Source organism: Dactylosporangium sp. NPDC051484, assembly GCF_040689395.1.
Lineage (GTDB): Bacteria > Actinomycetota > Actinomycetes > Mycobacteriales > Micromonosporaceae > Dactylosporangium.
In genome coordinates this window covers 413,078-440,061 of the sequence record NZ_JBFAZX010000001.1, presented here as the reverse complement: position 1 = coordinate 440,061, position 26,984 = coordinate 413,078, and the positions used below count along the sequence as shown (strand labels likewise).

Here is a 26,984-nt window from a genome sequence, read left to right as displayed (position 1 = left end):
TGGGATCGTCAACCGAAAGTTGACGCGAAAAGCGCGGGCGGGGACTGCTTCGCCGCGCAGTCCCCATTCCCGAACCCATCGAGGCACTCAACGGACCGTCGCCAGGCCGCCAGACACGTCTGCCCAGCTCACTGACGGTGAGAAACCTGGCTACCTGCAGCGAGCCCGAGTGGCTACCTGTAGTTGGTGAACTGCAGGGCGATGCCGAAGTCCTCCTGCTTGAGCAGGGCGATGACCACCTGCAGGTCATCCTTCTTCTTGCCGGTCACCCGCAGCTGATCGCCCTGGATCTGCGCCTGGACGCCCTTCGGACCCTCGTCGCGGATCTTCTTCGAGATCGCCTTGGCCTTGTCCGACTCGATGCCCTGCACGATCCGCGCGTCGATCTTGTACGTCTTGCCGGACCCCCGCGGCTCGCCCGCGTCGAGCGACTTCAGCGAGATGTTCCGCTTGACCAGCTTCTCCTTGAAGACCTCGAGCGCGGCGACCACCCGCTCCTCGGTCTCCGCCTGGAGAGCGACCGTCTCCTCCCCGGCCCACTTGATCTCAGCCCCGGTGCCGCGGAAGTCGAACCGCTGCGCCAGCTCCTTCTCGGCCTGGTTGAGCGCGTTGTCGACCTCCTGCCGGTCGACCTTGCTGACGATGTCGAACGAAGGTGCCGAAGCCATGACAGACGCTCCCTGATGCTGCATGCGTTGGACGGTTGTGGGCGTGCCGAGGGTACCCGTTTGCATTGCCCCCGGGTCGTACCGCTATTCTGGCTTCCGCCAGGCGGGTTGCCCGAGCGGCCAATGGGAGCGGACTGTAAATCCGTCGCGAAAGCTACAGAGGTTCGAATCCTCTACCCGCCACAGGCAGACAGTAAGGCCCTCGACCAGGGGAAACTCTGGACGGGGGCCTTCTTCGTGTGTCCGGCTCGGTCCGGGTGAATCCAGCCGGCCACGGCTGGTTGTGGGCGGATCGCGGGCAGGTCGATCTTGTCCGCGCTGCGTGGAGCTGCGGCTTCGGTCATGAGAAGCTTTAGCCAGGTGTCGGCCGGGAGGTGGTCCGCGATGAGCGTCGCCGTGCTGGAGCACGTCGGTCCGTGGAGTGAGGCGGATTACCTCGCGCTGGGCGAGACGGTGGACCGGATCGAACTGCTCGATGGGAGCCTGCTGGTGAGCCCCGCCCCGACCAAGCGCCACCAGCGTCTGTCCCGGCGGATCGCCAACGCTCTCGACGAGCCCGCGTCGGAGGCCGGCCTGGAAGCCTGGGAGGCGATCAACGTCCGGCTGCAAACCGGTCGCATCGTCATCCCCGATCTGGTCATAGCGGACACCGATGATGACGGCGCGATGACCGAGGCGTCCGAGGTCGTCCTGGTCGGCGAGGTCGTCTCGCCGGGCAACGCGTCGGCAGACCGTCTCCTGAACATGCAGCTGTACGCGGCCGCGCAGATCGCGTGGTACCTGCTGGTCGAGCAGGATTCGGATGCAGTGCTGTTGCGGCTGTACCGCCTGGAAGGCGCGCACTACGTCGAGCACGCGACAGCTACGAGCGGTGCCGTGCTCGCCTCGGACCGGCCGTTCGCGTTCCAGCTCGACACCGGTTCGCTGTTGGGCCGGTAGCGCCGGATACGGCAGACGGCTCGGGCGACGACGGACATCGCGGCAGCTCAAAGAAGCAAGACCGACCCAATCAGACGCCGAACGCCGCCGACCCTGCGTCCAGCTCGGAGGCAAGTCGGCTGCGGCGACGACGTTCCAGCGGAAGCGGACCGCGCTGCTCGACACCGTCCGAAGTTTCGGCAAGCGCGCCGAGCGGGTGGTCGCCCTTTCGGGTGCCTGTACTACGCGGGCATGCACCCTTCGGAGGCGGCGGACCTGCGGCACTCCGACGGCACGCTCCCGGCGACCGGCTGGGGAAGGGCGGTGCTCGCCGAGACAGCGCCACACGTCGGTCGCACTGGACCGATGACGGCGCAGCCCACGAGCGGCGTGGTCTTCCCGCTGCCGCCACAGCTCGTCGCGATGTTGCGCCACCCGTCGAGGCGTTCGGCGTGGCCGAGGATGGTCGGCTCTTCCGGGGCATCCACGGCGGGCGCTGCCATCCTCGATCTCCAACCGATGGTGACAGATGGCACGGATCAAGGCGCTGGCTCCCGAACAGGTCGCCTCGCCGCTGGCTCGTCGGCCGTACGACCTACGCCATGCGGCGGCATCACTCTGGCTCAACGCCGGTGTGCCGCCGACCGAGGTCGCTCGGCGCCTCGGTTTCGGCGTTGCAGTCCTGCTCAAGGAGCGCTGGGGTGATCGAGAGGGCGGGATACGCTTCGATCATGGCGGATTGGGTGCGCCTTCAATTGGACGTGGACGAGTTCGACGAAGGGGAGTTCGAGCCTTATCTGCGGAGGGCACGCGAGTCGGGTATCGAGTTCACGACGTTCGCCGAGCTCGGCGACACGGCCGACCACCGCAGGGCGTTGTACGAGCTCAACAAGACGTGCTCGGCCGATATCCCGCAGCGGGGAGCATTCCACACGTACGACGAGTACGTGGCGAAGCGCATCGAGGTGCCAAGCTTCCACCCGAGCGCAGTCGTGCTCGCGGTTCGCGATGGCGAGTGGATCGGCATGTCCGCGACATCATTGAACCCGACCGAGGGATATGCGTTCAACGAGATGACTGGCGTGCTCGCGCCCTACCGCAGCCAGGGTCTGTCGCTGGCGCTGAAGCTCCTCGGCATCCGCTTCGTACGCTCGTCGGGATACCGGCGGGTCATCACGTTGCACCACCCGCTCAACGCGTCCGCGATCGCGATGAACCGCCGCCTCGGCTTCGTCGACCAGGTCAGCGAAGCGCCCGAATGATTCGTGGGCAGTCGGCGGATCGTGGGCGGCTCTGCGACCAACGGCGGATCGCCGGAACGAAACGGCAGGTTAGAGGCTTTGCGCAGGCCATTATCGTTGCACGCTCTGCAAATCCGTCGCGAAAGCTACAGAGAGGAAGGCAATGAGCAGGGGATTCGCACTCATCGTCCACTTCCGCCTCCACGACGAAAAGGCCGCAAAGGGGTTCGATGACCTGGTGTCGCGAACGACGCCCGAAATTGAGCGGCACGAACCGGACACGTTGGCGTACGTGGTGCACTCCGTGCCGGACGAGCCACTGACGCGCGTGTTCTACGAGCTGTACGCCGACCGCGGCGTTCGACTTCCACGAGCAGCAGCCACACACCAAGCACTTCCTGGCCGAGCGGCAGCAGTACCTGAGCGGCATTGACGTCACGTTCATGCAGGCCGAATCCGGAAAGGGGCCGATGCATCTGTGATCGCCGAGAAGTAACGCGCGTTCGGAGCGCGGGTCGCCGACCTGCGGAAGCAGCGTGGCCTTGCAAAAGAGGCCCGTGACACGGTCACGCTTAGGTCTCACTGCCTCTCAGCCGGAACGGCTGGATCTCGCCCGACGCGACGAATGCGCGACAAAAGTTTGGCGCCATGATCACTGGGATCGGGTGGTGGCTGGAGCCCCAGGTTGCGTCTTGGCCGGTGCTTCAGGCCACGGTGCTCGGTCACCTGGTCGTCGTTGCTCCAGCCTTGGCCGGCAGCCACCGTCGCACCCGTGAGGTGTAGCCAGCCCCACTCCCCCGGCTTCGGTGGCGGAGGCCGGATCCGGGTCGTAGGGCCGGAGGCCCTACGACCCGGAGGCGAGCTCTTGGTTAAGAGGCAGCGGCTGGCTGCGGTTCTGGTACCGGCCTTCTGCGGCGCCGGCGCAGGACGAACCCCCACACGATCACGGTCAGCAGCAGTGCGGCGCCGAGCTGCCAGGGAAAGCCGAACATCAGCGTGACCCAGGTGCCCAGAGGATCCGCGCGCTGCCACCATGTCTCGGTGGTGGAGTCGTCGCCCTGCTTATCCAGACTGGGCCGGCTCGCAAATGGACTGTAGATCACACCGACCGTTTCGCCACCGAATCGGTGACCGAGATCGGATAGCGGGGAGGAGCTCAACCGGCTGGTCACGATGTAGATCCGACCATCTTGGCCACCGAAATCCTCGACCCAACCGGTGTCCTTCATCGTGATTAGCGCGTCGGTTACTTCGTCCAAAGCCGGTTGGCGGGTACCGGCCGAATGCGGTCTGTCGAGGAAGGGAAGCTCCACTGCGGACAGTGGGATGCCGGACCGGTGCCGGGGATTGAGCCCGGCAACCGCTGTCGATAGCACCAGCAGCGGGACCAGGATCATCAGGCAGATCAGAGTGACAACGGCGTCGCGCACTCGAGTCATGAAGGTATGACGCATACGCCGGGTTTTCGGTTTCCGGTCGGCCCGCCGGAGGCACCGGCTTGATGCTGCGCTGGCGCGGGTGGACAGGGGACGTCGCCGAGCAGGGGCTTCCGTCGAGCGAATGCCCTCGGCTCAGCCGCGGCGCAGCGGCGTCCAGGAGCCGTGCTCGGTGGCGAACAGCAGCGACGAGAGGCCGGCCTCTTGGAAGGCCACCTCGAGGTCGTCGCGGCCCTCGGAGAAGTGGGCCCATCCGTCGTAGTGGGCCGGGACGACAACGTCGGCGCCGAGCACGGCGGCTGCGGCTGCGGCGCGGCGGCTGTCCATGGTGAGGGGGCGTCCGCCGAACTTCGCCGGCACCCGGGCCGCCCCGGCGTGCAGCACAGCGACGTCGACGGCCGGCGCGCGGCGGGCGATCTCGGCCACGGTGCGGATCGAGGCGTTGTCGCCGCTGATGTAGACGGTGGGCAGGTCCTGCCCCGACAGGACGAACCCGATGACCTCGCAGTTGACGTTGCCGAAGGGGTCGCGTTCGCCGTCCTCGGGGCCGTGGACGGCCGGGACCGCGAGCACTGTCAGCTCGCCGCCGCCGTCCGGGCGGGGCAGCGAGCGCTCGGTCCAGGGGGCCAGCCCGACGGCCGGGGAGCCGAGCTTCTCCGCCGACCGGGGACCGGCCAGCACCAGCGGTGCGGCCAGCGCGAAGGCTCGGCCGCGATCGTCGAGGTTGTCCGGGTGCTCCTGGTGGCTGACCAGGACGACGTCGACCGCGCCGACCTGCTCCTCGGTCGCGACGGGTGCGATGGTCTTGGTGAGGTACCCGTGCTGGCCGATCGGGTCGAACGTGGGGTCGCTGACGATGCGCAGGCCGCCGAGGGCGAGGAGGACGGTCGGGCCGCCAAGGACGGTGGCGGCGCACGCGTCCGGCGGCAGCGCTGTGAGGATGTCCGGCACGATTTCCCCATACCCTCGCGGCCGGTCTTCGCACCTGCGGCAGGCACGAGCACGCGCTTGCCGGGTAGGCCCCGGTCGACCGTGCGGACTGACGCGCCCAGGGAGAGCTACGCCGCGCTGCTGCGGTGCCCATCAGGTGCGTAACCTGCTCGCATGGAAACGACGGTCGGCGATTCGATTCCCCCCGTGCAAACGCCGGGCTCGCCGCGTAGACGGCGAGTCGTGGCGGTGATCGGACTACTCGCCGCCGGAGTTGTCCTCGGCGCAGGCGGTGTGTGGCTGGCGGACGATCCACACGTGGCACGGACTGAACGGCTCGTCGGGACCGTGACATGGTCGAACGCACAGACCAGACTCATTGCCTTCCAAGCCGATGGGGAACGGCGCGACCCGCTCGAGGGTGACGTCATCTACTCGATCGTCGCGGATGAATGGCAAGATGCCACTGGGACGTTCCACGCCGGTTCGACCTACCCGAGCTGTCTCGCCGGTGGAGCCAACGACCCGGTCTCGAACGATCATCACCGTGTCGAGCTGGATGTGCTGCACCGCTCCACAGGCGGCCCGCAACTGCAACACATCGCCGTACACGCCCACTGCTTGGACTGAACCTTGCGAAGCAGACAGTCCGGACAGGGGGTCACAGGTGGCGGCCGGTGCCGCCTCTTCTTGGGTCGCCGGCGGCGCCGGACGTGCCTACCGCGCTCACGCCGCCGAAGTAGTGGTCCAGGTGGTCCCACTGCTGGAGTTCGTAGCCGGCCTCCGACAAGGCCTCCAGCTCGTCGTCCGGATAGCCGGGCTCAGCGTGCACCACATCCGACACCACGTGGAATCTCGGGCGGTGGATCGCGGTCGCCGTGGCGGTGCCGTCGATCAGAGTGTTGATCAACGTGTGGAGCAGGGCCGTGCGGATTCTGGTGGCGCCGGCCGATCCTATGGCCAGGAACAGTCGGCCGTCCGGGGCGGTCACCACCGTGGGGCACATGCACGAGGCCATGCGGTCGCCTGGGTTCGTGCCGGGTCGGATCAGCTCGCCCTCGCCAAGCATGGAGTTCAGGTGGATGCCCAGGTCGTCCAGCCAGACCCCGGAACCTATGCCGAGGGTCAGGGTGATCACGCAGGCGTTGCCCTCGGGGTCCACCACCGTGATGTTCGTGGTGTCGCCCAGGCGTTGAGGGGCATCCGAGCGCAGGGCGTTCGCCAGAGCGACCGCCCGTGCCGGTCGTGGCAGGTCCGCCAAATCGCTAAGAACACCTAATGTCGCGATAAACCCGTTCAAATCGCGCCGTGCCAGCACCGTCCGGCCGGCCAGGGAGGCTGCCGCCACGGGTTGGGACACGACGCGGTACGACGCGAGATCGGTAAGGGTCAGGATGCCGCCGCCGGACTGCACCGTGGCCACCGTCTGCTCGGCGATGGCGCCTGTGTAGAAAGCGCTCGGGCCCTCGTCGGACAGGATGCTCAGGGCCGTGGACAGGCCCGGGTGGTACAGCAGGTCGCCGCCGGCCAGGAGGCGGCCGGTCGGGGCGTACACCCGCGCTCCGAAGCCGGGCAGCATCGCCGCGCGCAAGGCGGCCAGGGTCGCGGCGTGCGCGTGCGGCAGCAGGGTGCCGCTGCGGGCCAGCGACCGGGCCGGGTCCACGACGTGCCGCCACGGCAGGCGGCCCCAGCGGCGGTGCAGGGCGCCGCAGCCCGCGGGGACGCCGGGGACGCCGACGCTTGAGGCGCCGATCTCGAACCGCTGCGGCACGCTGCCGAAGGTGACCGCGATGGGCTCCATGGGGGCGGCGGGGCGGGTGGCGTCCAGGCCCGGCACCGCGCAGAAGAAGTCCAGGCACGTCGTGGTGCCGGTCGCGGCTTCGTGGTACGTCGCGAAACCGCCGCCGGCGATGCCGGACAGCACGCTCTCGGCGACGCACGCGGCCAGCATGGCGGCCACACCAGCGTCCGCGGCGGAGCCGCCGGCCTCGAGGGTGCGCAGGCCTACCTCGGCGGTGGCGGGATGGCCCGCGGCGACGCCCGCCGGGATCTTCGGATCAGGGCCTTTCCATGAAGAAAACTCGCGGTAGCATCCGTGAACCATGGATCACCCGTCGGAGTCACTGCCCGGTCGCGTTCGGGCCGGATACGCGCTCGGCTCGCTGGTCACGGGAGCCTTCGGCACCGTGCCCGGTCTGCTGCTCCTGCCCTATCTCACCGACACCCTGGGCGTCGCGGCCGGGATCGCCGGGCTGCTGGTGCTGGCGCCGAAGGCGTGGGATGTGCTGATCAACCCGGTTGCCGGGCGGATTTCCGATCGTACTCGCAGCAGGTGGGGCGCCCGGCGGCCTTTCCTGCTCGGCGGGGGTCTCGCGGTCGCCGTGCTGTTCGCCGCGATCTTCGCCGCGCCGGTGCGCAGCGGCGTCTACGTGGCCGTGGTCTTCCTCGCCACCGCCACCGCATTCGCGTTCTACCAGGTTCCGTATGTGGCGATGCCGGCCGAGATGACCGACGACTACGCCGAGCGGACCCGGCTCATGACCTGGCGGGTCGCGCTGCTCGCGGTCGCGATCCTGGTCTCCGGCGCCCTGGCCCCGATGGTGACCAAGCAGTTCGGCGGCGGGGTCCCCGGCTACCGGGCGATGGGTGTCTTCGTCGCGATCCTGATCCTCGTCGGTACCGCCGGATCCTTCTTCGGCACCCGCGGCGCCCCGACGGGCCGGGTCCTGGAGAGCGAGTCCAGCCTCGGGCGGCAGCTGCGCACGGCGCGGGACAACCGCGCGTTCACCCGGCTGCTGATCTGCTTCATCGTCCAGGCGGCCGGCATCGCCACGATGCTGGCCGGGGTGAGCTACTTCGCCACCCAGATCCTGCGGGACCCGGACACCGGTGCCACTGCGCTGTTCGCCTGCTTCGTCGGGCCGGCGCTGCTGGTGATGCCGGTGTGGTCGCGGGTCGGCGCCCGGATCGGCAAGCTGCGCGCGTATGTCCTGGCCTCGCTCCTCTTCGCCGCGGCCGCCGCGCTCATCGCGCTGGCGCCGTTCCTGCCCGCGGTCGCGACGTACGTGATCACCGGCCTGGTCGGCTGCGGCTACGCCGGCCAGCAGGTCTTCGGCCTGTCCATGCTGCCCGACTGCATCGCCTACGACGCCGCGCGCACGGGCCGGCGCCAGGCGGGCGTGTTCACCGGGCTGTGGACGGCCGGCGAGACGTTCGGACTCGCGCTCGGCCCGGGCATCTTCGCGCTGATCCTGGCCGCGTTCGGATACGTCTCCAGCGACTCGGGCACCGCCGCCGCGCAGACCGACACGGCGCGGCTCGGCGTGCTGCTCGGCTTCACCGTCGTGCCCGCCGTCGTCATGGCATTGGCGCTGTTCACGCTGCGGGGCTACGACCTGGACGAGGCGCGACTGCGCCGCGACGAAGAGCGACTGCCGACGGAGGTCTGATGGGTGCGCTACCGGAGCACGGTGTGCCGGCCGAGGAGGTCCTGGCGGAGCTGCGGGCCATGCGCGGCGGCGACCTGCCGACGCACGGCGGCCGGCTGTTCGCCTACGTCTACGACCCGGGCCTGGCCGGCCTCGACGAGCTCGCCGCCGCGGCGCACGCCATGTCGGCGCACGTCAACGGGCTCGACCCGACCGCATTCCCGTCGCTGCTGGCGATGGAGAACGATCTCGTCGGCGCGGCCGCGCAGGTCCTGGGCGGGGACGAGCGCACGGTCGGCAGCGTGACGAGCGGGGGCACCGAGTCGCTCATCCTCGCGGTGAAGGCGGCCCGCGACGGCCGCCCGGACGTCGCCGCCCCGCGCCTGGTCATGCCGGTCACCGCGCACGCCGCGCTGGCCAAGGCCGCCGCGTATCTGCGTGTGGCGCTCGACACCGTCCCGGTGGACCCGGTCACGCTGCGTGTCGACCCGGCTGCGGTGGCCGCGGCGATCACCCCGGATACGGTCCTCGTCGCCTGCTCCGCGCCGTCGTACGCCCACGGGCTGCTCGACCCGGTCGAGCCGATCGCGGCGGCGGCCGCGGCCGCGGGCGTGCGCTGCCACGTTGACGCGTGCTTCGGCGGCTGGACGCTGCCCTACCTGCGCCGCCTCGGCGAGCCCGTCCCGCCGTTCGACCTGTCCGTCCCCGGGGTCACGAGCATCTCGGTCGACCTGCACAAGTACGCGTACGCGCCCAAGGGCGTCTCGGTCCTGCTGCACCGGGACGAGCGGCTGCGCGCGTCGCAGTACTTCGGCTACGCCGACTGGCCCGGGTACACCATGGTCAACCCGGTCATCTCCTCGACCCGCTCGGGCGGCCCGATCGCGGCGGCGTGGGCGACGCTGCGCCACATCGGCGACGACGGCTACCTGGCGCTGGCGGCGAAGACGCGCGACGCCACCGCGGCGATCGCCGACGCCGTTTCCAAGATCCAAGACCTTCATGTCGTACCGCGGGAGTCGACGGTCGTCGCCTTCATGTCCTCGGCGATCAACCTCTTCGTGCTCGCCGACGAGCTGGCCGCCCGCGGCTGGCACACCCAGCCCCAGTTCCGGCACGGCGACATCCCGGCCTCCGTGCACCTGACCGTCACCGCCGCCGTGGCGCCCCGCGTCGCGGAGTTCGAGGCCGACCTGTCCGCGTCGGTGGCCGCGGCGCGCGAGCACGGCCCGGTCGAGCTGCCGCCGGGCATCCTCGACCTGCTGGGGACGGCCCCGGTCGAGCAGCTGGCCGGCGCGCTGGGGTTCGGCTCGGGCGGGGGGCTGCCGGAGCGCATGGCCGTCGTGAACTCGCTGCTGGACGCGGCGGATCCCGCGGTACGAGAAAAGTTGCTTGTGGCTTTTCTCAGTCTCCTGCAGCGACCTTCACCGCGGCCGTGAGCACGAGCTGGCCCAGCGCGACGGGCACCAGGACCAGCCAGCACAGCCGCTGCAGCTGGTCCTCGCGCAGCCGCGGGTAGGAGACCCGCACCCAGATCACCACGAACGACACGGCGAAGACCTTGATCAGGGTCCAGGCCCAGCCGAGCTGCTCGTCGAGGCCGAACGGCCCCTTCCAGCCGCCCAGGAAGAGCACGGTGGTCAGCGCCGCGATGACGACGATGCCGACATACTCGGCGAGCAGGAAGAACGCGAAGCGCAGGCCGGTGTACTCGGTCATGTAGCCGAACACGAGCTCGGAGTCGGCGATCGGCATGTCGAACGGCGGCCGGCGGATCTCGGCCAGCCCGGCGATGAAGAACACGAGCATCGCCGGCAGCTGCCAGATCAGCCACCATGGCCGCCACGCCTCGACGATCCCGGACAGCGACAGCGTGCCCGCCGCCATCGCGACCGAGAGCGCGGCGAGGATGAACGGCAGCTCGTAGCCGAGCAGCTGTGCCGCGGCGCGCAGGCCGCCGAGCAGCGCGTACTTGTTCGCGCTGGCCCACGCGGCCATGAGCACCGCGACCACGCCGACGCCGACCACGGCGAGCACGAAGAACAGCCCGATGTCCAGCGACTGGGCCACCAGCCCGTGCGGGCCGAGCGGGATGACCAGCAGGACGACCAGGTACGGCAGGAGGGAGATCACCGGGGCGAGCCGGAACACCGGCCGGTCGGCCGCCCGCGGGGTGATGTCCTCCTTCTGCAAGAACTTCACGCCATCTGCGACGAGCTGCGCCCAGCCGTGGAACGCGCCGGCGTACATCGGCCCGAGGCGCCCCTGCATGTGCGCCATCACCTTGTGTTCGGCCTGGCCGACGATGAGCGGCAGGGTGAGGAACGCGACGACGACCGCCAGGACGCGGATCACCAGCTCCAGCCAGACCGGCATCAGCCGCGCCCTCCTGGCCACTCGTCGGGGTCCGGCACGCCGGGCGGGCGCATGGGCGCGCGCTTGCCCGCTGTGTGCTCGCTCTCGCCCGGCTCCTTGGCACCCGGCCAGGGCTTGGCCACGCGCGAGGCGAGCACGAACTCCTTGCGCAGCGGGTGCCCCTCGAACTCCGGGGGCAGCAGCAGCGCCGCGAGGCCGGGATGCCCTTCGAACGCGATGCCGAACATCTCGTGGGTCTCGCGCTCGTGCCAGGCCGCGCCCGGGAACAACGCGACGACGGACGCGAGCGCGGGCTCGTCCCGCGGCAGCGCCGTGCGCACGAGCAGGCCGTGCCGCTGACCGGTCGACCACAGGTGCGCCACGATCGTGAACCCGCCGGGCAGCTCGTCGACGGCGGACAGCCAGTCGAAGAAGTCGCAGCCCAGCTCGTCGCGGGCGGTGCGGATCGCCTCGGCCCAGCGCTCCGCCGGCACGTCGACGGTCGCCCGGGCGAACCGCCCGCCGCCACTCAGCGACGCCTCACCGGCTCCGAGCGCCCCGACCAGCCGTTCGCCGACCTCGGCCGGGTTCACGGCTTCACCAGCGGTGCGGTCAGCGCCCGCACGTCGGGCCGGGGCGTGCCGCCGAGCCCGGCCTGCTCCCCGGCGATCTTCTCCTGCAGCCGCATGATGCCGTGCAGCAGCGCCTCCGGCCGCGGCGGGCAACCCGGGACGTACACGTCCACGGGGATGATCTGGTCGACGCCCTTCGTCACCGAATACGAGTCCCAGTAGGGCCCGCCGCAGTTGCTGCAGGCCCCGAAGCTGATGACGTACTTCGGCTCGGGCATCTGGTCGTAGAGCCGCTTGATCGCGGGCGCCATCTTGTCGGTGACCGTCCCGGACACGACCATGAGGTCGGCCTGCCGCGGCCCGTGGGCGAACGGGATGACGCCGAGGCGCATGAAGTCGTGGCGCCCCATGGAGGTGGCGATGAACTCGATCGCGCAGCAGGCGAGCCCGAAGTTGAACACCCACAGCGAGTAGCGCCGCCCCCAGTTGAGCACGAACTTGATCGGCTCACCCAGCACTCCCGACATGTCGTCAGCCTACTCGCCTGAGCTTTCATCCGTACCGGGCGACGACGGCGGTGCGGTGGGTCCTACAGCAGGACCAGGTCGTCGCGGTGTACGACCTCCCGCTCGTATGCGGGGCCGAGCTCGGCGGCGAGGTCGCCCGTCGAGCGGCCCAGCAGCGGCGGGAGCTCGGCGGCGTCGTAGTTGACCAGGCCCCGGGCGATCGGCACGCCGGCCACGTCGACGAGGTCGACCGGGTCGCCGGCGGCGAACCGCCCGTCGACCGAGGTGATCCCTGCGGGCAGCAGCGACGCGTGGCCGGCGACGACCGCGCGGACCGCGCCCGCGTCCAGGTGGAGCCGGCCGCGGGCGGTGGTCGCGTGCGCGAGCCAGAACAGCCGGGCCTGAGGCCGCTCGCGCTGGCGGTGGAACAGCGTGCCGACCGGCTGGCCGCCGAGGACCTCCGCGGCGTGCGGGGCCGAGGCCAGCACGACCGGGATGCCGTTGGTGGTGGCGATCCGCGCGGCCTCGACCTTGGTGACCATGCCGCCGGTGCCGACGCCGGCCTTGCCGGGGCGGCGGACGTCGACGCCCTCGAGATCGCCGAACGTGCGCACGTCGCTGATCGCGCGCGAGGTCGGCAGGGACGGGTCGCCGGTGTACAGGCCGGCGACGTCCGACAGCAGAACGAGCAGGTCGGCGTGCACGAGCGCGGCGACCAGTGCGGCGAGCCGGTCGTTGTCGCCGAAGCGGATCTCCTCGGTCGCGACCGTGTCGTTCTCGTTCACGATCGGGATCGCCTTGAGGTCCAGCAGGCGGCGCAGCGTGCGATACGCGTTGCGGTAGTGCGCCCGGCGGGTCACGTCGTCCACGGTCAGCAGCACCTGGCCGACCACGCGGCCGTGCCGGGCGAAGGCGTCGTTGTACGCGCGCATCAGCAGCCCCTGGCCGACGCTCGCGGCGGCCTGCTGGGTCGCCAGGTCGCGCGGCCGGCGCGGTAGCCCAAGGGGGGCGAGCCCGGCGGCGATCGCGCCTGACGAAACCAGCACCACCTCGGCGGGCGTGCTGACCAACGCCTCGACCAATGCCTCGACCCGGCCCTCGTCGAGACCCCCGGTTGCGGTGGTCAGCGACGACGACCCGACCTTGACGACGATGCGTCGAGCCTCGGTGACCTGTTCGCGCACGCCGCCTATCTTGCCGCGTGCCCTGTGGCGCGGCGCGGTAGGTTCCCATATCGTGGCCGACGACGAGTACGCGGAGATGGTCCTCGACCTCGTGGAGCGCATCCCGCCGGGCCGGGTGATGTCGTATGGCGCGATCGCCGAATACCTGGGTCGCGGCGGACCACGGCAGGTGGGGACGGTGATGGCCCACTACGGCGGGGGCGTGCCTTGGCACCGTGTGGTGGCCTCCAACGGGCGGCTGGTTCCCGGGCACGAGATGGAGGCGCTGCGCCGGCATCGTAGCGAGGGGACGCCGCTGCGCGGTGAGAAGATCGACATGCGCAGCGCCGCGTGGTGGCCGGACGAGTCGTAGGGGGATCCGATCCCCGCCTGCGAACGAGCCATGACTTGTCGGACTTCATCACGACTGGTCTGATTCGTCCGAGACGGGGATGCCCGAGGCGACGACGGGTGGCTCAGCGCAGCGCGCGGATCGCGGTCAGCGTCGTGTGGACGTTGAACCGGTCGCCGTCGTCGCTGGTCCAGCCGCCGTCGCTGCGCTGTGTCTCGGACAGGCGGCGGCGCGCCGCGGTCAGCAGCCAGTCCTCCGTCGACATGCCGACGCGGCGCAGGGAGGCGAACAGCAGGGCTGTGTCCGCGGCGGACATGCTGGGGACACGGTCGGCCAGCGCCACCTGGATCCGTGCCGACTCGTAGAACCAGCCCAAGTGGTAGAGCACGGCGCAGCCCAGCCAGCCGGTGACCAGAAAGGACGGCCAGCTGCCGTCGGGGCGCAGCGAGGCGCGGAACGCCTCGGCTGCGCGGGCGATGCGGGCGGCGTGCTCCTCCTCGTCGCCGGGGGCCGAGCCGCCGACGATCAGCCAGAAGGCCGCGCTCGTGGTCAGGTAGAGGCGGGCCTCGTCGTCGCCGGGCTGGGCCCACGGCGGGGCGATGCCGGCCAGCGACTCGTCCTCTTCCCACATGCCGTCAGGGCGCTGGCTGCGGCCCAGCCAGCGCAGGGCCTCGCGGGCCGCGGGGCGGTCGATCGCGCCGAGGTCGTCGAGCTCGGCGAGGCGGAAGCAGGTCGCGTCGACCGAGGCCACGGGCGCGCCCCAGTAGGCGGGCCAGCCGCCGCTGGACGCCTGGCCCGTCTCGGCCTTCTCCAGCACGTCGGCCGGGGGTGCCTGACCGGTGCGCAGCCAGGCGAGGCGGGCGCGGTCCACGGCGTCGCCGTGAGCGACGACGTAGCCGATCGCGGCATCAAGGTCCACCATGGGCCGTACGCTACCGCGCGCCCGCCTCCCCTCGTGCTCCGTTAGTACACCGGCAGCGACGGATCGACGGTCTTCACCCAGGAGACCACGCCACCCTGCACGTGTACGGCATCCTTGAAGCCGGCCGCCTTGACGGCGGCGAGGGCCTCCGCGGAGCGGACGCCGCTCTTGCAGTACAGAACGATCTGCTTGTCCTGAGGCAGCTCGGCCAGCGCGTTGCCGTTGAGGAACTCGCCCTTCGGCACGAGCCGCGCGCCGGGCACCCGGACGATCTCCCACTCGGCCGGCTCGCGCACGTCGATGAGCTCGATCGGCTTGCCCGAGTCCTGCCACTCCTTGAGCTCGGCCGCGGTGATCGTCGAGCCGATGGTCGCGGCCTGGGCCTCGTCTGACACGGCGCCGCAGAAGTCGTCGTAGTCGATGAGGCCGGTGACGGTCGGGTTCTCACCGCAGATCGCGCAGTTCGGGTCCTTGCGCAGCTTGATCTTGCGGTAGGTCATCTCCAGCGCGTCATACACCATGAGGCTGCCCAGCAGCGGCTCACCCACGCCGGTGAGGAGCTTGATCGCCTCGGTCACCTGGATCGTGCCGATCGACCCGCACAGCACGCCCAGGACGCCGCCCTCGGCGCACGACGGGACCATGCCGGGCGGGGGCGGCTCCGGGTAGAGGCAGCGGTAGCAGGGGCCGTGCTCGGCCCAGAAGACCGAGGCCTGGCCGTCGAAGCGGTAGATCGAGCCCCAGACATACGGCTTGCCGAGCAGCACCGCGGCGTCGTTGACCATGTACCGCGTCGCGAAGTTGTCGGTGCCGTCGAGGATGAGGTCATACTGCGCGAAGATCTCCAGCACGTTGTCGTTGCTGAGCGCCTCGTTGTGCAGCACGACGTTGACATACGGGTTGATCTCGCGCACCGAGTCGCGCGCCGACTCCGCCTTGGGCCGGCCGATGTCCGACTGGCCGTGGATGATCTGGCGCTGCAGGTTGGACTCGTCCACCGTGTCGAACTCGATGATGCCGAGCGTGCCGACACCGGCGGCCGCGAGATACAAAAGGGCCGGCGATCCGAGGCCGCCCGCGCCCACACAGAGCACCTTGGCGTTCTTGAGTCGCTTCTGCCCGGCCACCCCGACGTCGGGAATGATCAGATGGCGCGAATAGCGGCGGACTTCGTCCACCGACAGGTCGGAGGCGGGCTCGACCAGAGGAGGCAACGACATGGTTCTCATTCTGCCGCGCCCGGGTGCCAAACCCACGTGAGCTACGGCACTTTGGCTCCCGAATACCGCTGGCCGTCCACGTAGGGCCAGGAGTTGGCCACGCAGCCCTTCAGCCCGTACGTCTGCTGCATCATGACCGGCGCCGGGCGCCCGGCTCCCGGGCACGCCTCATGGCCGTAGCCGAGTTCGTGGCCGGTCTCGTGGTTGATGACGTACGTCTGGTAGTCGGCCACCGGCTTGCCGTAGTCCGGGACCGCGGTGAGCCAGCGGGCCAGGTTGATGATGACCTTGCCCTCGCTGCGGCAGGAGTTGTACCCGTCCGTGTGCAACCCGGCCGTCGCGCACATGGCCTCCGAGGTGGCCGGCGTGGCGAGGAAGACCGTGAAGTCGGCGGTGCCCTCCCCGGCGACCCGCTGCAGGCGCACGTCGCCGCCGCCGATCCAGCCGCGGGGGTCGCCGTAGGCCTGCTCCACGGCCGCGGCGAACGCGTCGGCCTGCTGGCCGGAGCCGTTCTCGACCGCGACCCGGTACTTCTTCAGCGTCCCCGCGGCGCCCGCGACCGGCCCGGCCGAGCTCGCGTACGCGAAGGTGCCGTCGCCCTTGGCCGGCCCGGCCTCCGGCGGCGGGCTGGCCGGCTGGGAGGGCCGGGTGAACATCGGCGCCTCCTGCCGCACGGGCGGGGTGGGCGTGCCGGTGTCTTCGGCGAAGATCAGCTGCCGGCCGAGGCCGAGCGCGGCGATGAGGCCGGCCGAGGACATCACGCCGGCGACCAAGTAGCGCCGCCGACGGGCGTCCTGGCGGCGGCGATGGCGGGCGGCGCGCACGGTGTCACGAGCGGCCACCGGATCGCTCGGCAGCGCAACCGGCTCCCGCCGGCGGTCGCTGCTCAGCCGGCTCGCCATCGCCGCTCAGCTTGCCATGCGCACCCGGGCGACGCGCCGCCGGACCTTTCCCCGCACCTCGACCGTAACCGGCTTACCGGAAATCTCGTCCATGAGCCCGTAGACCGCCCGGGCGACCGAGCGCGGCACCTCCATCTGCGCCACGTGGCCGACGCCCTCCAGCATCATCAGCCGGCTGTCCGGGATGAGCTGGGCGACCTGCGGGGCGGTGCGAATGTCCACGAGCCTGTCCTGCCGCCCGGCGATGACCAGCGTCGGCGCGGTGATCCGGGCGGCGGCCCGCCACATGGAGCCCTCCCCCGGCAGATACGCGCGCAGGAAGCTGCTGACCAGGCCGCGCAGGCTGCCGACATACGCCTCCGCGTACCACGGCACCTGATTGCGCAGCCGGGCCTCCTCGATCGCCTGCAGCCGGCGCTGTTCCGGATAGCGGGTGGGGTCGGCGTAGCAGGAGTCGATGACCATGTCGGCGAGCACCTCGGGGTCCATCGCGGCCATCCGCCGCCCGGCCAGGCGCGCCGCGTTGGGCAGGAGCAGCAGCGGGACGAGCCGGCCCTGCAGGGAGCGGCGCGGGTCGAGGAACGGCATCGCCGGGGAGATCAGGGTCAGCGAGCGGACGAGATCGGGGCGCCTCGCGGCGACCTTGACGGTCGCGGCGCCGCCCATCGAGTTGCCCAGCAGGTGAACCGGGCCGCGGTCGCTGTGCTCGATCCAGCGGATGACGTGGTGCGCCATCGAGTCGAGGGTGTAGCTGCGGGCCCGGCCGCTGTAGCCGAAGCCTGGCAGGTCGATCGCCTGGCCGTCCAGCGCGATGCCGTCCCGCCGGGCCGCGAGGATGCCGGCCAGGTCGGTCCAGTTGGTGGACGAGCCGCCCAGCCCGTGCACATAGACTGCCGGCTCGGCGCCGGGCGTCGTGGCCGGGGTGTCGCGGACGTACACCACCGTCCCGTCGAGCTCCACCTCTCGTCCCGGCCATCGCTCCGGCAGCGGCTCAGGTGACGGGACGGTGACCTCCGGGACAAGAGACGCACGCTTCATAAGCCAAGTGTGCCCCGGAGACGCGACCAAGCCGGCCTACGGAAGCAGGGCCTCCAGGCGGCGGTTGACGGCGGCCAGCGTGGCGCGGACCACGGCCTGACGGGGGTCGCCGTCCCCAGACACCACCGCGGAGCCGGTGAGCTGCTCCACGAAGCCGTCGTACATCAGCAGCAGCACCACGACCGCCACCTCGCACCCGCCCAGGGCCACGACGGCGGCGTGCTCGATGTAGCACCGCGCGCGGATGGTGTCGGCGTCGATGAGCAGCTGGTCGACGGCGGAGGCGGCGGCCAGCGCGGAAAGCTTCAGCACATATCCGTCGAAGTTCGGCCCCTTCGCCACGCCCATGGCGGGCTGGTTGTCAGCGGTCAGGCGCACCTCGACGGTGGCGTCGATGCCCTGCGTGCTGACGTCGACGGACTCGATGACGACCCGCGGCGAGGCGATCGCGCCCGGATTGGGCATGAGCGCGGGGGCCTTCTGCTCCGCGGGCCGGCGCCCGCCACTGACGGGTCGTCGGCGGCGAGCCTCCCGGCCGTAGCCCGGCAGGGCGCTGTGCGCCACATTGCGCGCGGCCGGCCGGGCCGTCGGCACCACCGCCGACGACGACGGGGCGGCCGCGGCCAGGACCGGCGCCGGGGGCGCGTCCTCCTCCGGCAGCAGCGGGTTCTGCTCGGCGGACAGCCCCATCGTTTCATTGAGCATGCGCGCGACAATCCGGCTGACCAGCCCGGCGTCGGCCTCGTCGGCCAGCTCCAGTCGCAGCGTGTGCAGCCCGTCGGCGTTCTTGCGCAAGGTGGCCCGGTGCACGCCGCTGACGGTCCGCACCGCGCGGAGCACACTCTGCACGTCGAAGCCGTCGGGGCGGTCGTCCGGGCTGTCCGGCGCGCCGTCCTCGTCCTCGCGCAGCTTGTTGGTGATCCGGGCGAGCTCGGGCGCCCCGACCGCGACCGGCTGCGCCTCGACGGCGGGCACCGGCGGCACGTCGGGCTCGGCGGGAACTCGCTGGGGCAGCCCCGGCGGATCATAAGCCGGCTGGCTCATCTGGTCGGCGAACGTCGGCATGACCGGCTCGGGGGCCGTCATCGCGGTGGCGGAGCCGAGCAGGACGGGCGGCAGGGGCCCGACGAGCGGGTCGCTCTCCGGCACGCGCTGCGCCGACAACTGCTGCGGCTGCTGCGGTGCCGTGGACGGCGGCGCGGACACGTGCTGGACCGGCGCCGCCCAGTCGAACTCCGGCTTCTCCGGCTCGGACGCCCAATACCGCGGCTCCTGCTGGTACTGCTCCTGCGGATACTGCTCAGGCTGGTACTGCTCAGGCTGGTATTGATCGGGCTGGTACTGCTCCGGCTGGTATTGCTCCGGCTGCTGGCGCTGCTCGGGCTGATACGGCTCCGGCCGATACTGCTCGGGCTGGCGCTGGTATTGCTCGGGCTGGCGCTGGTAGGACGCCGGTGGATACGGCCCCGGTGGATACTGACCCTGGTAGCCCCACTGGTCGGACTGGCGCGCCTGCTGCTCGGCGACGCGGTCGAGGGCCGACTGCTGCGGCGGGTCGTAGTCGTAGGGCTTGTCGTAGTCATACGGCTGCTGCTGCGGCTGATGGGGCTGGTGGGGCGCCTGCTCGAACGCGGGCTGCCCGGAGACCGGACGGCGGACGTCGCCGGCGTGGTCGACCGGCGGCGCGCCGTAGGCGGCGCTGGGGGCGGGCGCGGCCGGGACGCTCTTGATCTCGCCGGTGGTGCTGGAGCTCGGCCAGCCCTGACCGTCGGGCCCGTAGTGGCCGTAGTGCAGCGTGGAAGTCGGTGGCTGGGCCGGCGGCGGCGCCGAGACCGGCGGACTCATCGGGGCCAGCATGTCGGAATACGGACTGCGGACCTCGCCGTGCCCGCGTGAACCGCCGGCGCCATTGACGCCATTGACGCCGTTGATCCCATTAACGCCATTGAGGCCATTGACGGCCGCGCGGCCGGCTATCGCACCGGTGGCCGGCTCGCGCCAAGCCGAGACGATCGCCTCGAGCGCGTCATCCGACGTCGGCGAAGCACCGTTGACGTGCCCTTCCGGGTATCCGTTCCGGCCACGGTTCAGGCCTGGGTTCGGGCCAGGGTAGGCGCCACCCGCATCCGGGCTTCCGGCTTGCCCCGTTTCGTCCACCGCACGCTCCTCCGTCGCCCCTAGGTGAGGCTACCGTGTGGGTGGAAAGGGGGTAAGTTGCAATCTCGACCCAAATCCGGATGGTGAAGATGACCTCGGCGATGAGCGGGACGCAGGCGGCCGGGCGGCCAGTGCGGCTACCCCGGTCAGCGCGCCGCAAGCAGTTGCTCGCCGCGGCGCAGCAGGTCTTCGTGGCGCAGGGCTATCACGCCGCGGCGATGGACGACATCGCCGAGCGCGCGGGTGTTTCCAAGCCGGTGCTTTACCAGCACTTCCCGGGCAAGCTCGAGCTTTATCTGGCCCTGCTCGACACGCACTGCGACGCGATGGTCTCCCGGGTGCGCTCGGCGATGGAGGCGACCACCGACAACAAGGACCGGGTGCGCGGGGCGATCCAGGCGTATTTCGACTTCATCGACCATGAGAGTGAAGCCTTCCGGCTCGTCTTCGAGTCCGACCTGCGCAACGACCCGGCCGTGCGCGAGCGCGTCGACCGCGTCGAGAGCGGCTGCATCGCGGCTATCACCGACACGATCATGGCCGACACCGGCGTCAGCCGCGCCCGCGCCGAGCTTCTGGCCTCCGGCCTGGTCGGCGCCGCCGAGATCGCGGCCCGGTTCTGGCTCGCCGGCGGCCGCCAGGTCGACAAGGCCGAGGCGGAGAGCCTGCTGACCGCGCTGTCGTGGCGCGGCATCGCGAGCTTCCCCTTGCACGGCGACCACGCCTGATCGCGTTAATCTTCAACCACACTGGGTGTGCGGGCCTACCCACGGCCGTGCCCGATCAAGGAGGAAGACGTGGAGGTCAAGATCGGCGTGCAGTACGCGCCTCGGGAGCTGGTGCTCGAAAGCAACCAGTCGCCCAGCGAGGTTGAGTCTGCGGTCACCGACGCGATCAACGGTGGCGATAAAGGTGTTCTGTCCCTGGTCGACGAGAAGGGCCGCCGGGTGATCGTGCCGGTCGGCAAGCTGGCCTACGTGGAGATCGCCGAATCCTCCCCGCGGCCGGTCGGTTTCTCCGCCGCGCGCTGAGGGACGGCTGCAACAAAGGGCCCCCACCGGGGGCCCTTTTCCGTTGTCGGCCATGCCCGGGTTCTACATGACACCGCCGGCCGATCAGTTGTTGAGGCCGACCGCGCCCATGCGGGCCGTGTGCGCCGTGGTGAGGCGCTTGAGCAGGGCCTGGAAGTCGGTGCCGTTGATCGCCAGCAGGGCCGCCAGCGAGGGGCGCTCGCCGGCCACGCGGATGGCCTGGGAGATGCCCTCGCCGACCAGGCGGCGCGCCCACATCGACAGGCGGTTGGCGACCTTGGGATCGATCGCGATCGCGGCCCGCAGCTCGTCGGCGGCGAAGTCGGCGTGCGCGGAGTCGTGCAGCACGTCCAGGATCAGATCGCGGTCGGGGGCAGCCAGCACCGCGGCGACCTCGCGCGTGAAGTCGTCGGCGATGCCGTCGCCGACATACGCCTTGGTCAGGCCCTCCAGCCAGTCCTTGGGCTCGGTCTGCTCGTGGTAGTCGGACAGGGCGCGTACGTAGGGGCGCATCGCCGCCTCGGGGTCGGCGCCGAGCTCGGCCAGCCGGTCGGCGAGGCGGCGGTAGTTGGTGATCTCGCGCGCCGCCATCTCGCTGAGCACGGCACGGCGGCGCAGGTCGGGGGCCAGCCGGGCGTCGGCGGCCATGCGGTCGAAGGCGACCAGCTCGCCGTATGCGAGCATGCCCAGCAGGTCGACGACCGCTTCCTGGGGCGAGTCGACGCTGGACCGGGCGGCCGGGGTGATATCGGACACACTGGCACAGTACCCCGCCGTATCACCCTGCGCCCCCACGCAGTGTCGTGCACGAATCCGTCGTCTGGCCGTTACAATGGCCGCAATAGCCACGGGCGGACCCTAGCCCGGCAATCGGCGCTTGTAGCCCGCGACCACAGTCCACCGGTCGCGTGTGGCCCGCGCCCCACACAGATCGAGCGCACCCGGCAATTCAGGGGCGCTCCCGCGAGAGAGACACCCCGAGCACAACATGACGATCGACAACACTGAGGCCGCCGAGACGGTGGCCCCCCGCACACCCGTGCGCGCTGACAGTCCCACCTTCGCCGACCTGGGCGCCCGGCCGGAGACCGTGGCCGCGCTCGAAGCGGTCGGCATCACCCGCGCCTTCGCGATCCAGGAATACGCCGTGCCGATCGCGCTGCGCGGCACCGACCTGATCGGGCAGGCGCCGACCGGCACCGGCAAGACCCTCGGCTTCGGCGTCCCGCTGCTGGACCGCGTCACCGCACCCGGTGAGGGCGCCGACGGACTGCCGCAGGCGCTCGTCGTCGTGCCGACCCGCGAGCTGGGCCTGCAGGTCGCCCGCGACATCGCCGCGGCCGGCAAGACCCGCGGCGTGCGGGTGCTTCCGTTGTATGGCGGCGTGGCGTATGAGCCGCAGGTCGAGGCGCTGCGCAACGGCGTCGAGATCGTGGTCGGCACGCCCGGCCGGCTGCTCGACCTGGCCAAGGGCAAGCACCTGCGCCTGCACTCGGTGCGCGCGCTGGTGCTCGACGAGGCCGACCGGATGCTCGACCTCGGGTTCCTCGACGACGTGGAACGCATCCTCACCCTGCTGCCCGAGGAACGGCAGACGATGCTGTTCTCGGCGACGATGCCCGACCCGATCGTGACGCTGGCGCGGCGGTTCCTGCGCCAGCCGATGACGATCCACGCACATCACGACGCCAGCACGGGTCCGTCGCCGCTCACCAAGCAGTTCGTGTATCGCACGCATCCGCTCAACAAGATCGAGATCGTGGCCCGGGTGCTCCAGGCGACCGACCGCGGGCTGACGATGATCTTCTGCCGCACCAAGCGGGCGGCCGACCGCGTCGCCGAGGATCTCGACTTCCGCGGGTTCGCCGCGGCGGCGGTCCACGGGGACCTCGGCCAGGGCGCCCGCGAGCGGGCCCTGCGCGCCTTCCGGGCCGGCAAGATCGACGTGCTCGTCGCCACCGACGTGGCCGCCCGCGGCCTCGACGTCTCCGGCGTCACGCACGTCATCAACTACGACTGCCCGGAGGACCCGGACACCTACACCCACCGCATCGGTCGCACTGGCCGTGCCGGCGCGACCGGCGTCGCGGTGACGTTCGTGGACTGGGAGGACATGCCCCGCTGGCGGATCATCGACAAGAGCCTGGGGATGGACCTGCCGGAGCCGCCGGAGACGTATCACACGTCGGCGCACCTGCTCACCGACATCGACATCCCGGACGGCACGACGGGCTCGCTGCCGACGGCCGACCGCAAGCGGGCCGGGCTGTCGGCGGAGAAGCTCGAGGACGTCGAGGGCAAGCCGCGCGGGCGGGGACGCACCCGGGGCCGGGGCCGCTCGTCGTCGCCGGCGGCGGTCGCGACCGACACCGCCGAGGCGACCGAGCCGCGCCGCCAGCGGCAGCGTCGCCGCCGGGGCGAGGTCGACGCCGCCGAGCACGCCGAGGCGTCGGCGGCGCTCGCGGAGTCCGGGCCTGCTGGGTCGGCCGGATCAGCTGGGTCGGCCGGATCATCGAAGGCCGACACGGATGCCGCCGGGGTACAGGTCGCGGTCGCCGACGACGAGGGCGGGGCCGCGCGCACGCGGCGCCGTCGCCGCCGGGGCGGCCGCGGGCGCGGCGGTTCCGGCGAGGCGGCCGCGGAGGCCTCGGTCGACGCCACCCCGGAGGCGTAAGGCGCGGCCACCGATCGCCTGACTTCACCATCTGAAAATCTTTGCCGCATGGGGCGGACCCGGATTTCGGGTCCGCTTCGCTCTTGGCACCGCGGGCCTGGCAGCGAGGGCCGCCAGGCCCGAGCGCTGTCTCGCGGGAGGAGCGGTCTCCAAGTGACGCGGACCCGAGTCCTGGAAAATCGTCAGGGGACGTCGACCGTGAACTCCGCGCGGTGGACCGTGCCGGACTTCTGGAACTCGAAATACATGCGGTAGCGGCTGGGGCTGGGCGCTGACAGCCAGAACTTCACGGCGCCGCCCACGAGCTGGTCCTCAGGGTGCACGTGCAGGTAACCGAGGTCGCCGTCGCGGATCACGACAAGGTGACCGTAGGCACCCAGGTAGCGCTCCAGGTCGCCGACCGGCTCGCCGGCGGCGAAAACGCGCAGTGAGAGCGGCTGGGTGGCGTTGACCTGCGGCATGCCTTCGAGGGTGACCGTGAACGGGTCCGCGTCCACGGTACGCGACGGGGGCGGCAGCGCGAGCGGGGTGTAACTGCCCGCGACAGTGGCCTCCACGGCGAGTGTCAGAGGCAGCTGCTGGCCTGCCTGGTCGAAGGTGACGAAGTCGGCGTAGAGGCGCCAGACGCCGGGCGTGGGCAGGCTGAGGGGAATGGCCCAGGTACCGTCGGCGGCCATCGTAGGGTGTAGGTGCTGAAAGCCGGATAGATCATGCTTTATGGCGATGAAGTGCATCGGCTTGTCGTGTTTGGGGACATACCTCGTGACCGGCACGCCGTCCGGGCCGAGGATCTTGAAGGCGAACCGCTGCTGAACGCCGGCCGGAACGGTGAGCGGCTGGGCGGGCACCAGGGTGAAGCCGGCGGCGCTGAGCGAGAAGCCGCCCAGGTCGCCGATGACCGCGCCGCCGTGGGAGTGGGACGGGATCGCGGTCGACGCCGGGGGCGCGGCCGGCGGACCGGCCGCGGAGTCCGTCGCACGGGCGATGCCGAAGCCCAGCAGGAGGGCCGCGACCAGACCGGCCGCCACCAGCGGACCCTTCAGCACCATGCGACCCAGCCTAACTTCTGTAACTTTTGTTCGAATTGCGAGGTTAGCAGCGCATGGGATTCCGCCACAGCGAACAATGTGACTGCTCGAATACGCTCCGGTCACTGGATGCGGGCGCCCGGAGCACTCGTAGCCGTTTTTGTCAGACCCCGTTGCTAGCGTCGACCCGTGCGACACGAAGCCTCGGAAGTTCTCAAGAAGCTCGCCGGCCCCGCCGCCGAGCTGCGCGAAGATCAGTGGACGGCGATCGAAGCGTTGGTGGCCGGGCACCGCCGTGTGCTCTGCGTGCAGCGCACCGGATGGGGCAAATCGGCGGTGTATTTCGTGGCGACCGCCCTGTTACGGGCGCGCGGCGCCGGGCCGACGGTGATCGTGTCGCCGCTGCTCGCCCTGATGCGCAACCAGGTCGACGCGGCGGCCCGGGCCGGGATCACGGCGCGGACGATCAACTCCGCCAACCTTGAGGAGTGGGACGCGATCACCGCGGAGATCGCGTCCGGCTCCGTCGACGTGCTGCTGGTGAGCCCCGAGCGGCTCAACAATCCGGCGTTCCGCGACGACGTGCTGCCCAAGCTCGCGGCCACGACGGGGCTGCTGGTCGTCGACGAGGCACACTGCGTCTCCGACTGGGGGCACGACTTCCGCCCCGACTACCGGCGGCTGCGGACACTGCTGCTCGACCTGGCGCCGGACACACCGGTGCTGGCGACCACCGCCACGGCCAACTCGCGAGTCACCGCCGACGTGGCCGAGCAGCTCGGCGACGCGCTGGTGCTGCGCGGCTCGCTCGACCGCGAGTCGCTGCGGATGGGCTCGCTGACCCTGCCGTCGCCGTCGCACCGGCTCGCCTGGCTCGGCGAGCACCTCGGCGACCTGCCCGGCTCCGGGATCATCTACACGCTGACCGTGGCCGGGGCGCACGAGACCGCGGCCTATCTGCGCGGCCAGGGGTATGAGGTGGCGGCGTATACCGGCAAGGACGAGACCGCCGATCGCCTCGGTGCTGAGGCCGACCTGCTGGACAACCGGATCAAGGCCCTCGTCGCGACCTCGGCGCTGGGCATGGGGTTCGACAAGCCCGACCTCGGGTTCGTCGTCCACCTGGGCGCGCCCTCGTCGCCGATCGCGTATTACCAGCAGGTCGGGCGGGCCGGGCGGGCCGTCAAGAAGGCCGACGTGTTGCTGCTGCCGGGGAAGGAGGACGCCGACATCTGGCGGTATTTCGCCTCGCTGGCCTTCCCACCCGAGCACCAGGTCCGCGCCGTCCTCGACGTGCTGGCCGGGGCAGGCCGGGCGCTGTCGACCATGGCGCTCGAGCCGCGGGTGGAGCTGCGCCACAGCCGGCTCGAGCTGATGCTCAAGGTGCTCGACGTGGACGGCGCGGTCCGGCGGGTCAAGGGCGGCTGGGAGTTCACGGGCGTGCCGTGGCGGCACGACACCGAGCGCTACGCGCGCGTCGCCGCGGCCCGCGAGGCGGAGCAGGAGGCGATGCGCCGATACTCGGCGCTGACCACGTGCCGGATGGAGTTTCTGCGCGGCCAGCTCGACGACCAGGAGACGGCGCCGTGCGGGCGGTGCGACAACTGCGCCGGGGCCTGGTATTCCTCGGAGGTGTCCCCCGAGGCGCTCGCGGCGGCCCGGGCACACCTCGGCCGCGCCGGCGTCGAGATCGCGCCACGCAAGAAATGGCCAACGGGGATGGCCGCGGTCGGGGTGGGGCTGACGGGCAACATCCCGGCCCGCGAGCAGGCGCTGCCGGGGCGCGCGATCGGCCGGCTCAGCGACCTCGGCTGGGGCGACCGGCTGCGCAGCCTGCTGACCGGCCCGGACGGCCCCGTCAGCGACGAGGTCTTCAAGGGGGTCGTGACTACCCTCGCCGAGTGGGCGAAGGGCGACGCCCGGTGGGAGCAGCGCCCGGCGGGCGTGGTGGTCATCGGGTCGCGGCACGCGCCGGAGCTGCTCGGGTCGCTGGGCGCGCGGATCGCGGAGGTGGGGCGGCTGCCGCTGCTGGGGACGGTGCCGTCCGGCGCGGCGACCGAGCTGGCGTCCCGGACGAACAGCGCGCAGCGCGTGCGGGCCCTGCACGGCGGGTTCTCGATCCCGCCTTCGCTGGCCGAAGCGGTGCGCGACCTCGACGGGCCGGTGCTGCTGGTCGACGATCAGGTGGACAGCGGGTGGACGATGGCGCTGGTGGCACGGGGGCTGCTGCTGGCGGGGGCCAAGGGGGTGCTGCCGTTCGCTCTGGCCGTGACGGCTTGACGATGGCGTCGCTTTGCAAGCCGGGGGCGGGGCGGCACCGCCGTGCCGCCTGGCGCGAGGAAAGCGTCGGGGCGAGCCCGCAGGCCAAGGGCCGGACCGCCGTGCGCTCTGGCAAGACGGCCGACAGGGTTGAGCCGCGGACCCGAACCGGCTCCGGGGCAAC

Annotated in this window: 25 protein-coding genes and 1 tRNA gene; 11 read left to right on the top strand and 15 right to left on the bottom strand. The window is 71.1% G+C overall.

Features of this window, described 5'->3' with window-relative positions; genetic code table 11:
- Nucleotides 1–173: 173 nt before the first annotated feature.
- Nucleotides 174–668, bottom strand: coding sequence for a YajQ family cyclic di-GMP-binding protein (locus tag AB0367_RS02145; RefSeq protein ID WP_366224313.1), 495 nt, complete (start codon nt 666–668; stop codon nt 174–176).
- A gap of 102 nt (nt 669–770) precedes the next feature.
- Here AB0367_RS02145 and AB0367_RS02140 point away from each other — a divergent pair.
- The 3 genes from AB0367_RS02140 (at nt 771) to AB0367_RS02130 (ending at nt 2,848) form a co-directional block, all read left to right on the top strand.
- Nucleotides 771–851: transfer RNA gene (locus tag AB0367_RS02140), tRNA-Tyr, on the top strand.
- Nucleotides 852–1,052: 201 nt separating this feature from the next.
- A complete protein-coding gene (locus AB0367_RS02135) occupies nt 1,053–1,607 on the top strand; it encodes a Uma2 family endonuclease (protein WP_366224312.1) in 555 nt (184 codons plus the stop codon).
- 710 nt (nt 1,608–2,317) lie between these two features.
- Nucleotides 2,318–2,848 (top strand): GNAT family N-acetyltransferase, encoded by a 531-nt coding sequence (locus AB0367_RS02130; protein WP_366224311.1) that lies wholly within the window; start codon nt 2,318–2,320, stop codon nt 2,846–2,848.
- 848 nt (nt 2,849–3,696) lie between these two features.
- On the opposite strand, the gene AB0367_RS02125 is transcribed toward AB0367_RS02130, so the two are convergent.
- The gene (locus AB0367_RS02125) at nt 3,697–4,257 is read right to left on the bottom strand and encodes a hypothetical protein (RefSeq protein ID WP_366224310.1); all 561 of its coding nucleotides are present in this window, start codon (nt 4,255–4,257) and stop codon (nt 3,697–3,699) included.
- Between the two features lie 141 nt (nt 4,258–4,398).
- Complete coding sequence (locus AB0367_RS02120) at nt 4,399–5,214, bottom strand: MBL fold metallo-hydrolase (protein ID WP_366224309.1); 816 nt, start codon at nt 5,212–5,214, stop codon at nt 4,399–4,401.
- A gap of 153 nt (nt 5,215–5,367) precedes the next feature.
- Between AB0367_RS02120 and AB0367_RS02115 the strand changes: the two genes are divergently transcribed.
- Nucleotides 5,368–5,823, top strand: coding sequence for a hypothetical protein (locus AB0367_RS02115; RefSeq protein WP_366224308.1), 456 nt, complete (start codon nt 5,368–5,370; stop codon nt 5,821–5,823).
- 31 nt (nt 5,824–5,854) lie between these two features.
- Here AB0367_RS02115 and AB0367_RS02110 read toward each other — a convergent pair whose 3' ends face one another.
- Nucleotides 5,855–7,297 carry a gamma-glutamyltransferase gene (locus AB0367_RS02110; protein ID WP_366224307.1) on the bottom strand — a complete coding sequence of 481 codons (1,443 nt, stop codon included), beginning with the start codon at nt 7,295–7,297 and terminating at the stop codon, nt 5,855–5,857.
- Between AB0367_RS02110 and AB0367_RS02105 the strand changes: the two genes are divergently transcribed.
- Entirely contained in the window at nt 7,296–8,642 is a 1,347-nt protein-coding gene (locus tag AB0367_RS02105; protein WP_366224306.1) for an MFS transporter, read from the top strand. The two genes, AB0367_RS02110 and AB0367_RS02105, sit on opposite strands and share 2 nt — an antisense overlap.
- Entirely contained in the window at nt 8,642–10,060 is a 1,419-nt protein-coding gene (locus tag AB0367_RS02100) for an aminotransferase class V-fold PLP-dependent enzyme (protein ID WP_366224305.1), read from the top strand. Before AB0367_RS02105 ends, AB0367_RS02100 begins: the two co-directional genes overlap by 1 nt.
- Here the strand turns inward: AB0367_RS02100 and nuoH are convergent.
- From nuoH to proB, 4 genes are all read right to left on the bottom strand, one after another.
- Entirely contained in the window at nt 10,026–10,997 is a 972-nt protein-coding gene (nuoH, locus tag AB0367_RS02095; RefSeq protein ID WP_366224304.1) for an NADH-quinone oxidoreductase subunit NuoH, read from the bottom strand. The two genes, AB0367_RS02100 and nuoH, sit on opposite strands and share 35 nt — an antisense overlap.
- Nucleotides 10,997–11,569: an NADH-quinone oxidoreductase subunit C gene (locus AB0367_RS02090; protein ID WP_366224303.1), complete on the bottom strand. Its 573-nt coding sequence runs from the start codon at nt 11,567–11,569 to the stop codon at nt 10,997–10,999. Before AB0367_RS02090 ends, nuoH begins: the two co-directional genes overlap by 1 nt.
- The gene (locus AB0367_RS02085) at nt 11,566–12,075 is read right to left on the bottom strand and encodes an NADH-quinone oxidoreductase subunit B family protein (protein WP_366224302.1); all 510 of its coding nucleotides are present in this window, start codon (nt 12,073–12,075) and stop codon (nt 11,566–11,568) included. The genes AB0367_RS02090 and AB0367_RS02085 overlap by 4 nt, the downstream gene beginning before the upstream one ends.
- A 62-nt stretch (nt 12,076–12,137) precedes the next feature.
- A complete protein-coding gene (gene proB / locus AB0367_RS02080; RefSeq protein WP_366224301.1) occupies nt 12,138–13,238 on the bottom strand; it encodes a glutamate 5-kinase in 1,101 nt (366 codons plus the stop codon).
- A 52-nt stretch (nt 13,239–13,290) separates the two neighbouring features.
- On the opposite strand from proB, the gene AB0367_RS02075 reads away from it, so the two are divergent.
- On the top strand, nt 13,291–13,590 hold the full coding sequence (locus AB0367_RS02075) for an MGMT family protein (RefSeq protein ID WP_366224300.1): 300 nt from the start codon (nt 13,291–13,293) through the stop codon (nt 13,588–13,590).
- A 103-nt stretch (nt 13,591–13,693) separates the two neighbouring features.
- Here the strand turns inward: AB0367_RS02075 and AB0367_RS02070 are convergent, their stop codons facing one another.
- Genes AB0367_RS02070 through AB0367_RS02050 form a run of 5 tightly spaced genes read right to left on the bottom strand, consistent with a single transcriptional unit; the run spans nt 13,694 to nt 19,496 of the window.
- Entirely contained in the window at nt 13,694–14,491 is a 798-nt protein-coding gene (locus AB0367_RS02070) for a squalene--hopene cyclase (protein ID WP_366224299.1), read from the bottom strand.
- A gap of 41 nt (nt 14,492–14,532) precedes the next feature.
- Nucleotides 14,533–15,711 (bottom strand): adenylyltransferase/sulfurtransferase MoeZ, encoded by a 1,179-nt coding sequence (gene moeZ / locus AB0367_RS02065; protein WP_366224298.1) that lies wholly within the window; start codon nt 15,709–15,711, stop codon nt 14,533–14,535.
- Between the two features lie 41 nt (nt 15,712–15,752).
- Nucleotides 15,753–16,613 carry a DUF3152 domain-containing protein gene (locus tag AB0367_RS02060; RefSeq protein ID WP_366224297.1) on the bottom strand — a complete coding sequence of 287 codons (861 nt, stop codon included), beginning with the start codon at nt 16,611–16,613 and terminating at the stop codon, nt 15,753–15,755.
- Between the two features lie 6 nt (nt 16,614–16,619).
- Nucleotides 16,620–17,651, bottom strand: coding sequence for an alpha/beta hydrolase (locus AB0367_RS02055; RefSeq protein WP_366224296.1), 1,032 nt, complete (start codon nt 17,649–17,651; stop codon nt 16,620–16,622).
- 36 nt (nt 17,652–17,687) lie between these two features.
- Entirely contained in the window at nt 17,688–19,496 is a 1,809-nt protein-coding gene (locus AB0367_RS02050; RefSeq protein WP_366224295.1) for a hypothetical protein, read from the bottom strand.
- Nucleotides 19,497–19,897: 401 nt separating this feature from the next.
- Between AB0367_RS02050 and AB0367_RS02045 the strand changes: the two genes are divergently transcribed.
- Together AB0367_RS02045 and AB0367_RS02040 are read left to right on the top strand one after the other, a co-directional pair.
- Nucleotides 19,898–20,536, top strand: coding sequence for a TetR/AcrR family transcriptional regulator (locus AB0367_RS02045; RefSeq protein WP_366224645.1), 639 nt, complete (start codon nt 19,898–19,900; stop codon nt 20,534–20,536).
- 69 nt (nt 20,537–20,605) lie between these two features.
- A complete protein-coding gene (locus tag AB0367_RS02040) occupies nt 20,606–20,839 on the top strand; it encodes a DUF3107 domain-containing protein (protein ID WP_366224294.1) in 234 nt (77 codons plus the stop codon).
- An 84-nt stretch (nt 20,840–20,923) separates the two neighbouring features.
- Here the strand turns inward: AB0367_RS02040 and AB0367_RS02035 are convergent, their stop codons facing one another.
- Complete coding sequence (locus AB0367_RS02035) at nt 20,924–21,595, bottom strand: ferritin-like fold-containing protein (RefSeq protein ID WP_366224293.1); 672 nt, start codon at nt 21,593–21,595, stop codon at nt 20,924–20,926.
- A gap of 232 nt (nt 21,596–21,827) precedes the next feature.
- On the opposite strand from AB0367_RS02035, the gene AB0367_RS02030 reads away from it, so the two are divergent.
- Nucleotides 21,828–23,513, top strand: a complete 1,686-nt coding sequence (locus tag AB0367_RS02030) for a DEAD/DEAH box helicase (protein ID WP_366224292.1) — start codon at nt 21,828–21,830, stop codon at nt 23,511–23,513.
- A 182-nt stretch (nt 23,514–23,695) separates the two neighbouring features.
- Here the strand turns inward: AB0367_RS02030 and AB0367_RS02025 are convergent, their stop codons facing one another.
- A complete protein-coding gene (locus AB0367_RS02025; protein ID WP_366224291.1) occupies nt 23,696–24,562 on the bottom strand; it encodes a hypothetical protein in 867 nt (288 codons plus the stop codon).
- A gap of 168 nt (nt 24,563–24,730) precedes the next feature.
- Between AB0367_RS02025 and AB0367_RS02020 the strand changes: the two genes are divergently transcribed.
- On the top strand, nt 24,731–26,821 hold the full coding sequence (locus AB0367_RS02020; RefSeq protein WP_366224290.1) for a DEAD/DEAH box helicase: 2,091 nt from the start codon (nt 24,731–24,733) through the stop codon (nt 26,819–26,821).
- Nucleotides 26,822–26,984: the final 163 nt, after the last annotated feature.

What these genes read in the sequence shown, in the direction of transcription:
- AB0367_RS02145 (WP_366224313.1), bottom strand. Translation starts at nt 668, where the DNA reads ATGGCTTCGGCACCTTCGTTCGACATCGTCAGCAAGGTCGACCGGCAG.
- AB0367_RS02135 (WP_366224312.1), top strand. Translation starts at nt 1,053, where the DNA reads ATGAGCGTCGCCGTGCTGGAGCACGTCGGTCCGTGGAGTGAGGCGGAT.
- AB0367_RS02130 (WP_366224311.1), top strand. Translation starts at nt 2,318, where the DNA reads ATGGCGGATTGGGTGCGCCTTCAATTGGACGTGGACGAGTTCGACGAA.
- AB0367_RS02115 (WP_366224308.1), top strand. Translation starts at nt 5,368, where the DNA reads ATGGAAACGACGGTCGGCGATTCGATTCCCCCCGTGCAAACGCCGGGC.
- AB0367_RS02105 (WP_366224306.1), top strand. Translation starts at nt 7,296, where the DNA reads ATGGATCACCCGTCGGAGTCACTGCCCGGTCGCGTTCGGGCCGGATAC.
- AB0367_RS02110 (WP_366224307.1), bottom strand. Translation starts at nt 7,297, where the DNA reads ATGGTTCACGGATGCTACCGCGAGTTTTCTTCATGGAAAGGCCCTGAT.
- AB0367_RS02100 (WP_366224305.1), top strand. Translation starts at nt 8,642, where the DNA reads ATGGGTGCGCTACCGGAGCACGGTGTGCCGGCCGAGGAGGTCCTGGCG.
- nuoH (WP_366224304.1), bottom strand. Translation starts at nt 10,997, where the DNA reads ATGCCGGTCTGGCTGGAGCTGGTGATCCGCGTCCTGGCGGTCGTCGTC.
- AB0367_RS02085 (WP_366224302.1), bottom strand. Translation starts at nt 12,075, where the DNA reads ATGTCGGGAGTGCTGGGTGAGCCGATCAAGTTCGTGCTCAACTGGGGG.
- AB0367_RS02070 (WP_366224299.1), bottom strand. Translation starts at nt 14,491, where the DNA reads ATGGTGGACCTTGATGCCGCGATCGGCTACGTCGTCGCTCACGGCGAC.
- moeZ (WP_366224298.1), bottom strand. Translation starts at nt 15,711, where the DNA reads ATGTCGTTGCCTCCTCTGGTCGAGCCCGCCTCCGACCTGTCGGTGGAC.
- AB0367_RS02060 (WP_366224297.1), bottom strand. Translation starts at nt 16,613, where the DNA reads ATGGCGAGCCGGCTGAGCAGCGACCGCCGGCGGGAGCCGGTTGCGCTG.
- AB0367_RS02055 (WP_366224296.1), bottom strand. Translation starts at nt 17,651, where the DNA reads ATGAAGCGTGCGTCTCTTGTCCCGGAGGTCACCGTCCCGTCACCTGAG.
- AB0367_RS02050 (WP_366224295.1), bottom strand. Translation starts at nt 19,496, where the DNA reads ATGAGTCCGCCGGTCTCGGCGCCGCCGCCGGCCCAGCCACCGACTTCC.
- AB0367_RS02045 (WP_366224645.1), top strand. Translation starts at nt 19,898, where the DNA reads ATGACCTCGGCGATGAGCGGGACGCAGGCGGCCGGGCGGCCAGTGCGG.
- AB0367_RS02030 (WP_366224292.1), top strand. Translation starts at nt 21,828, where the DNA reads ATGACGATCGACAACACTGAGGCCGCCGAGACGGTGGCCCCCCGCACA.
- AB0367_RS02025 (WP_366224291.1), bottom strand. Translation starts at nt 24,562, where the DNA reads ATGGTGCTGAAGGGTCCGCTGGTGGCGGCCGGTCTGGTCGCGGCCCTC.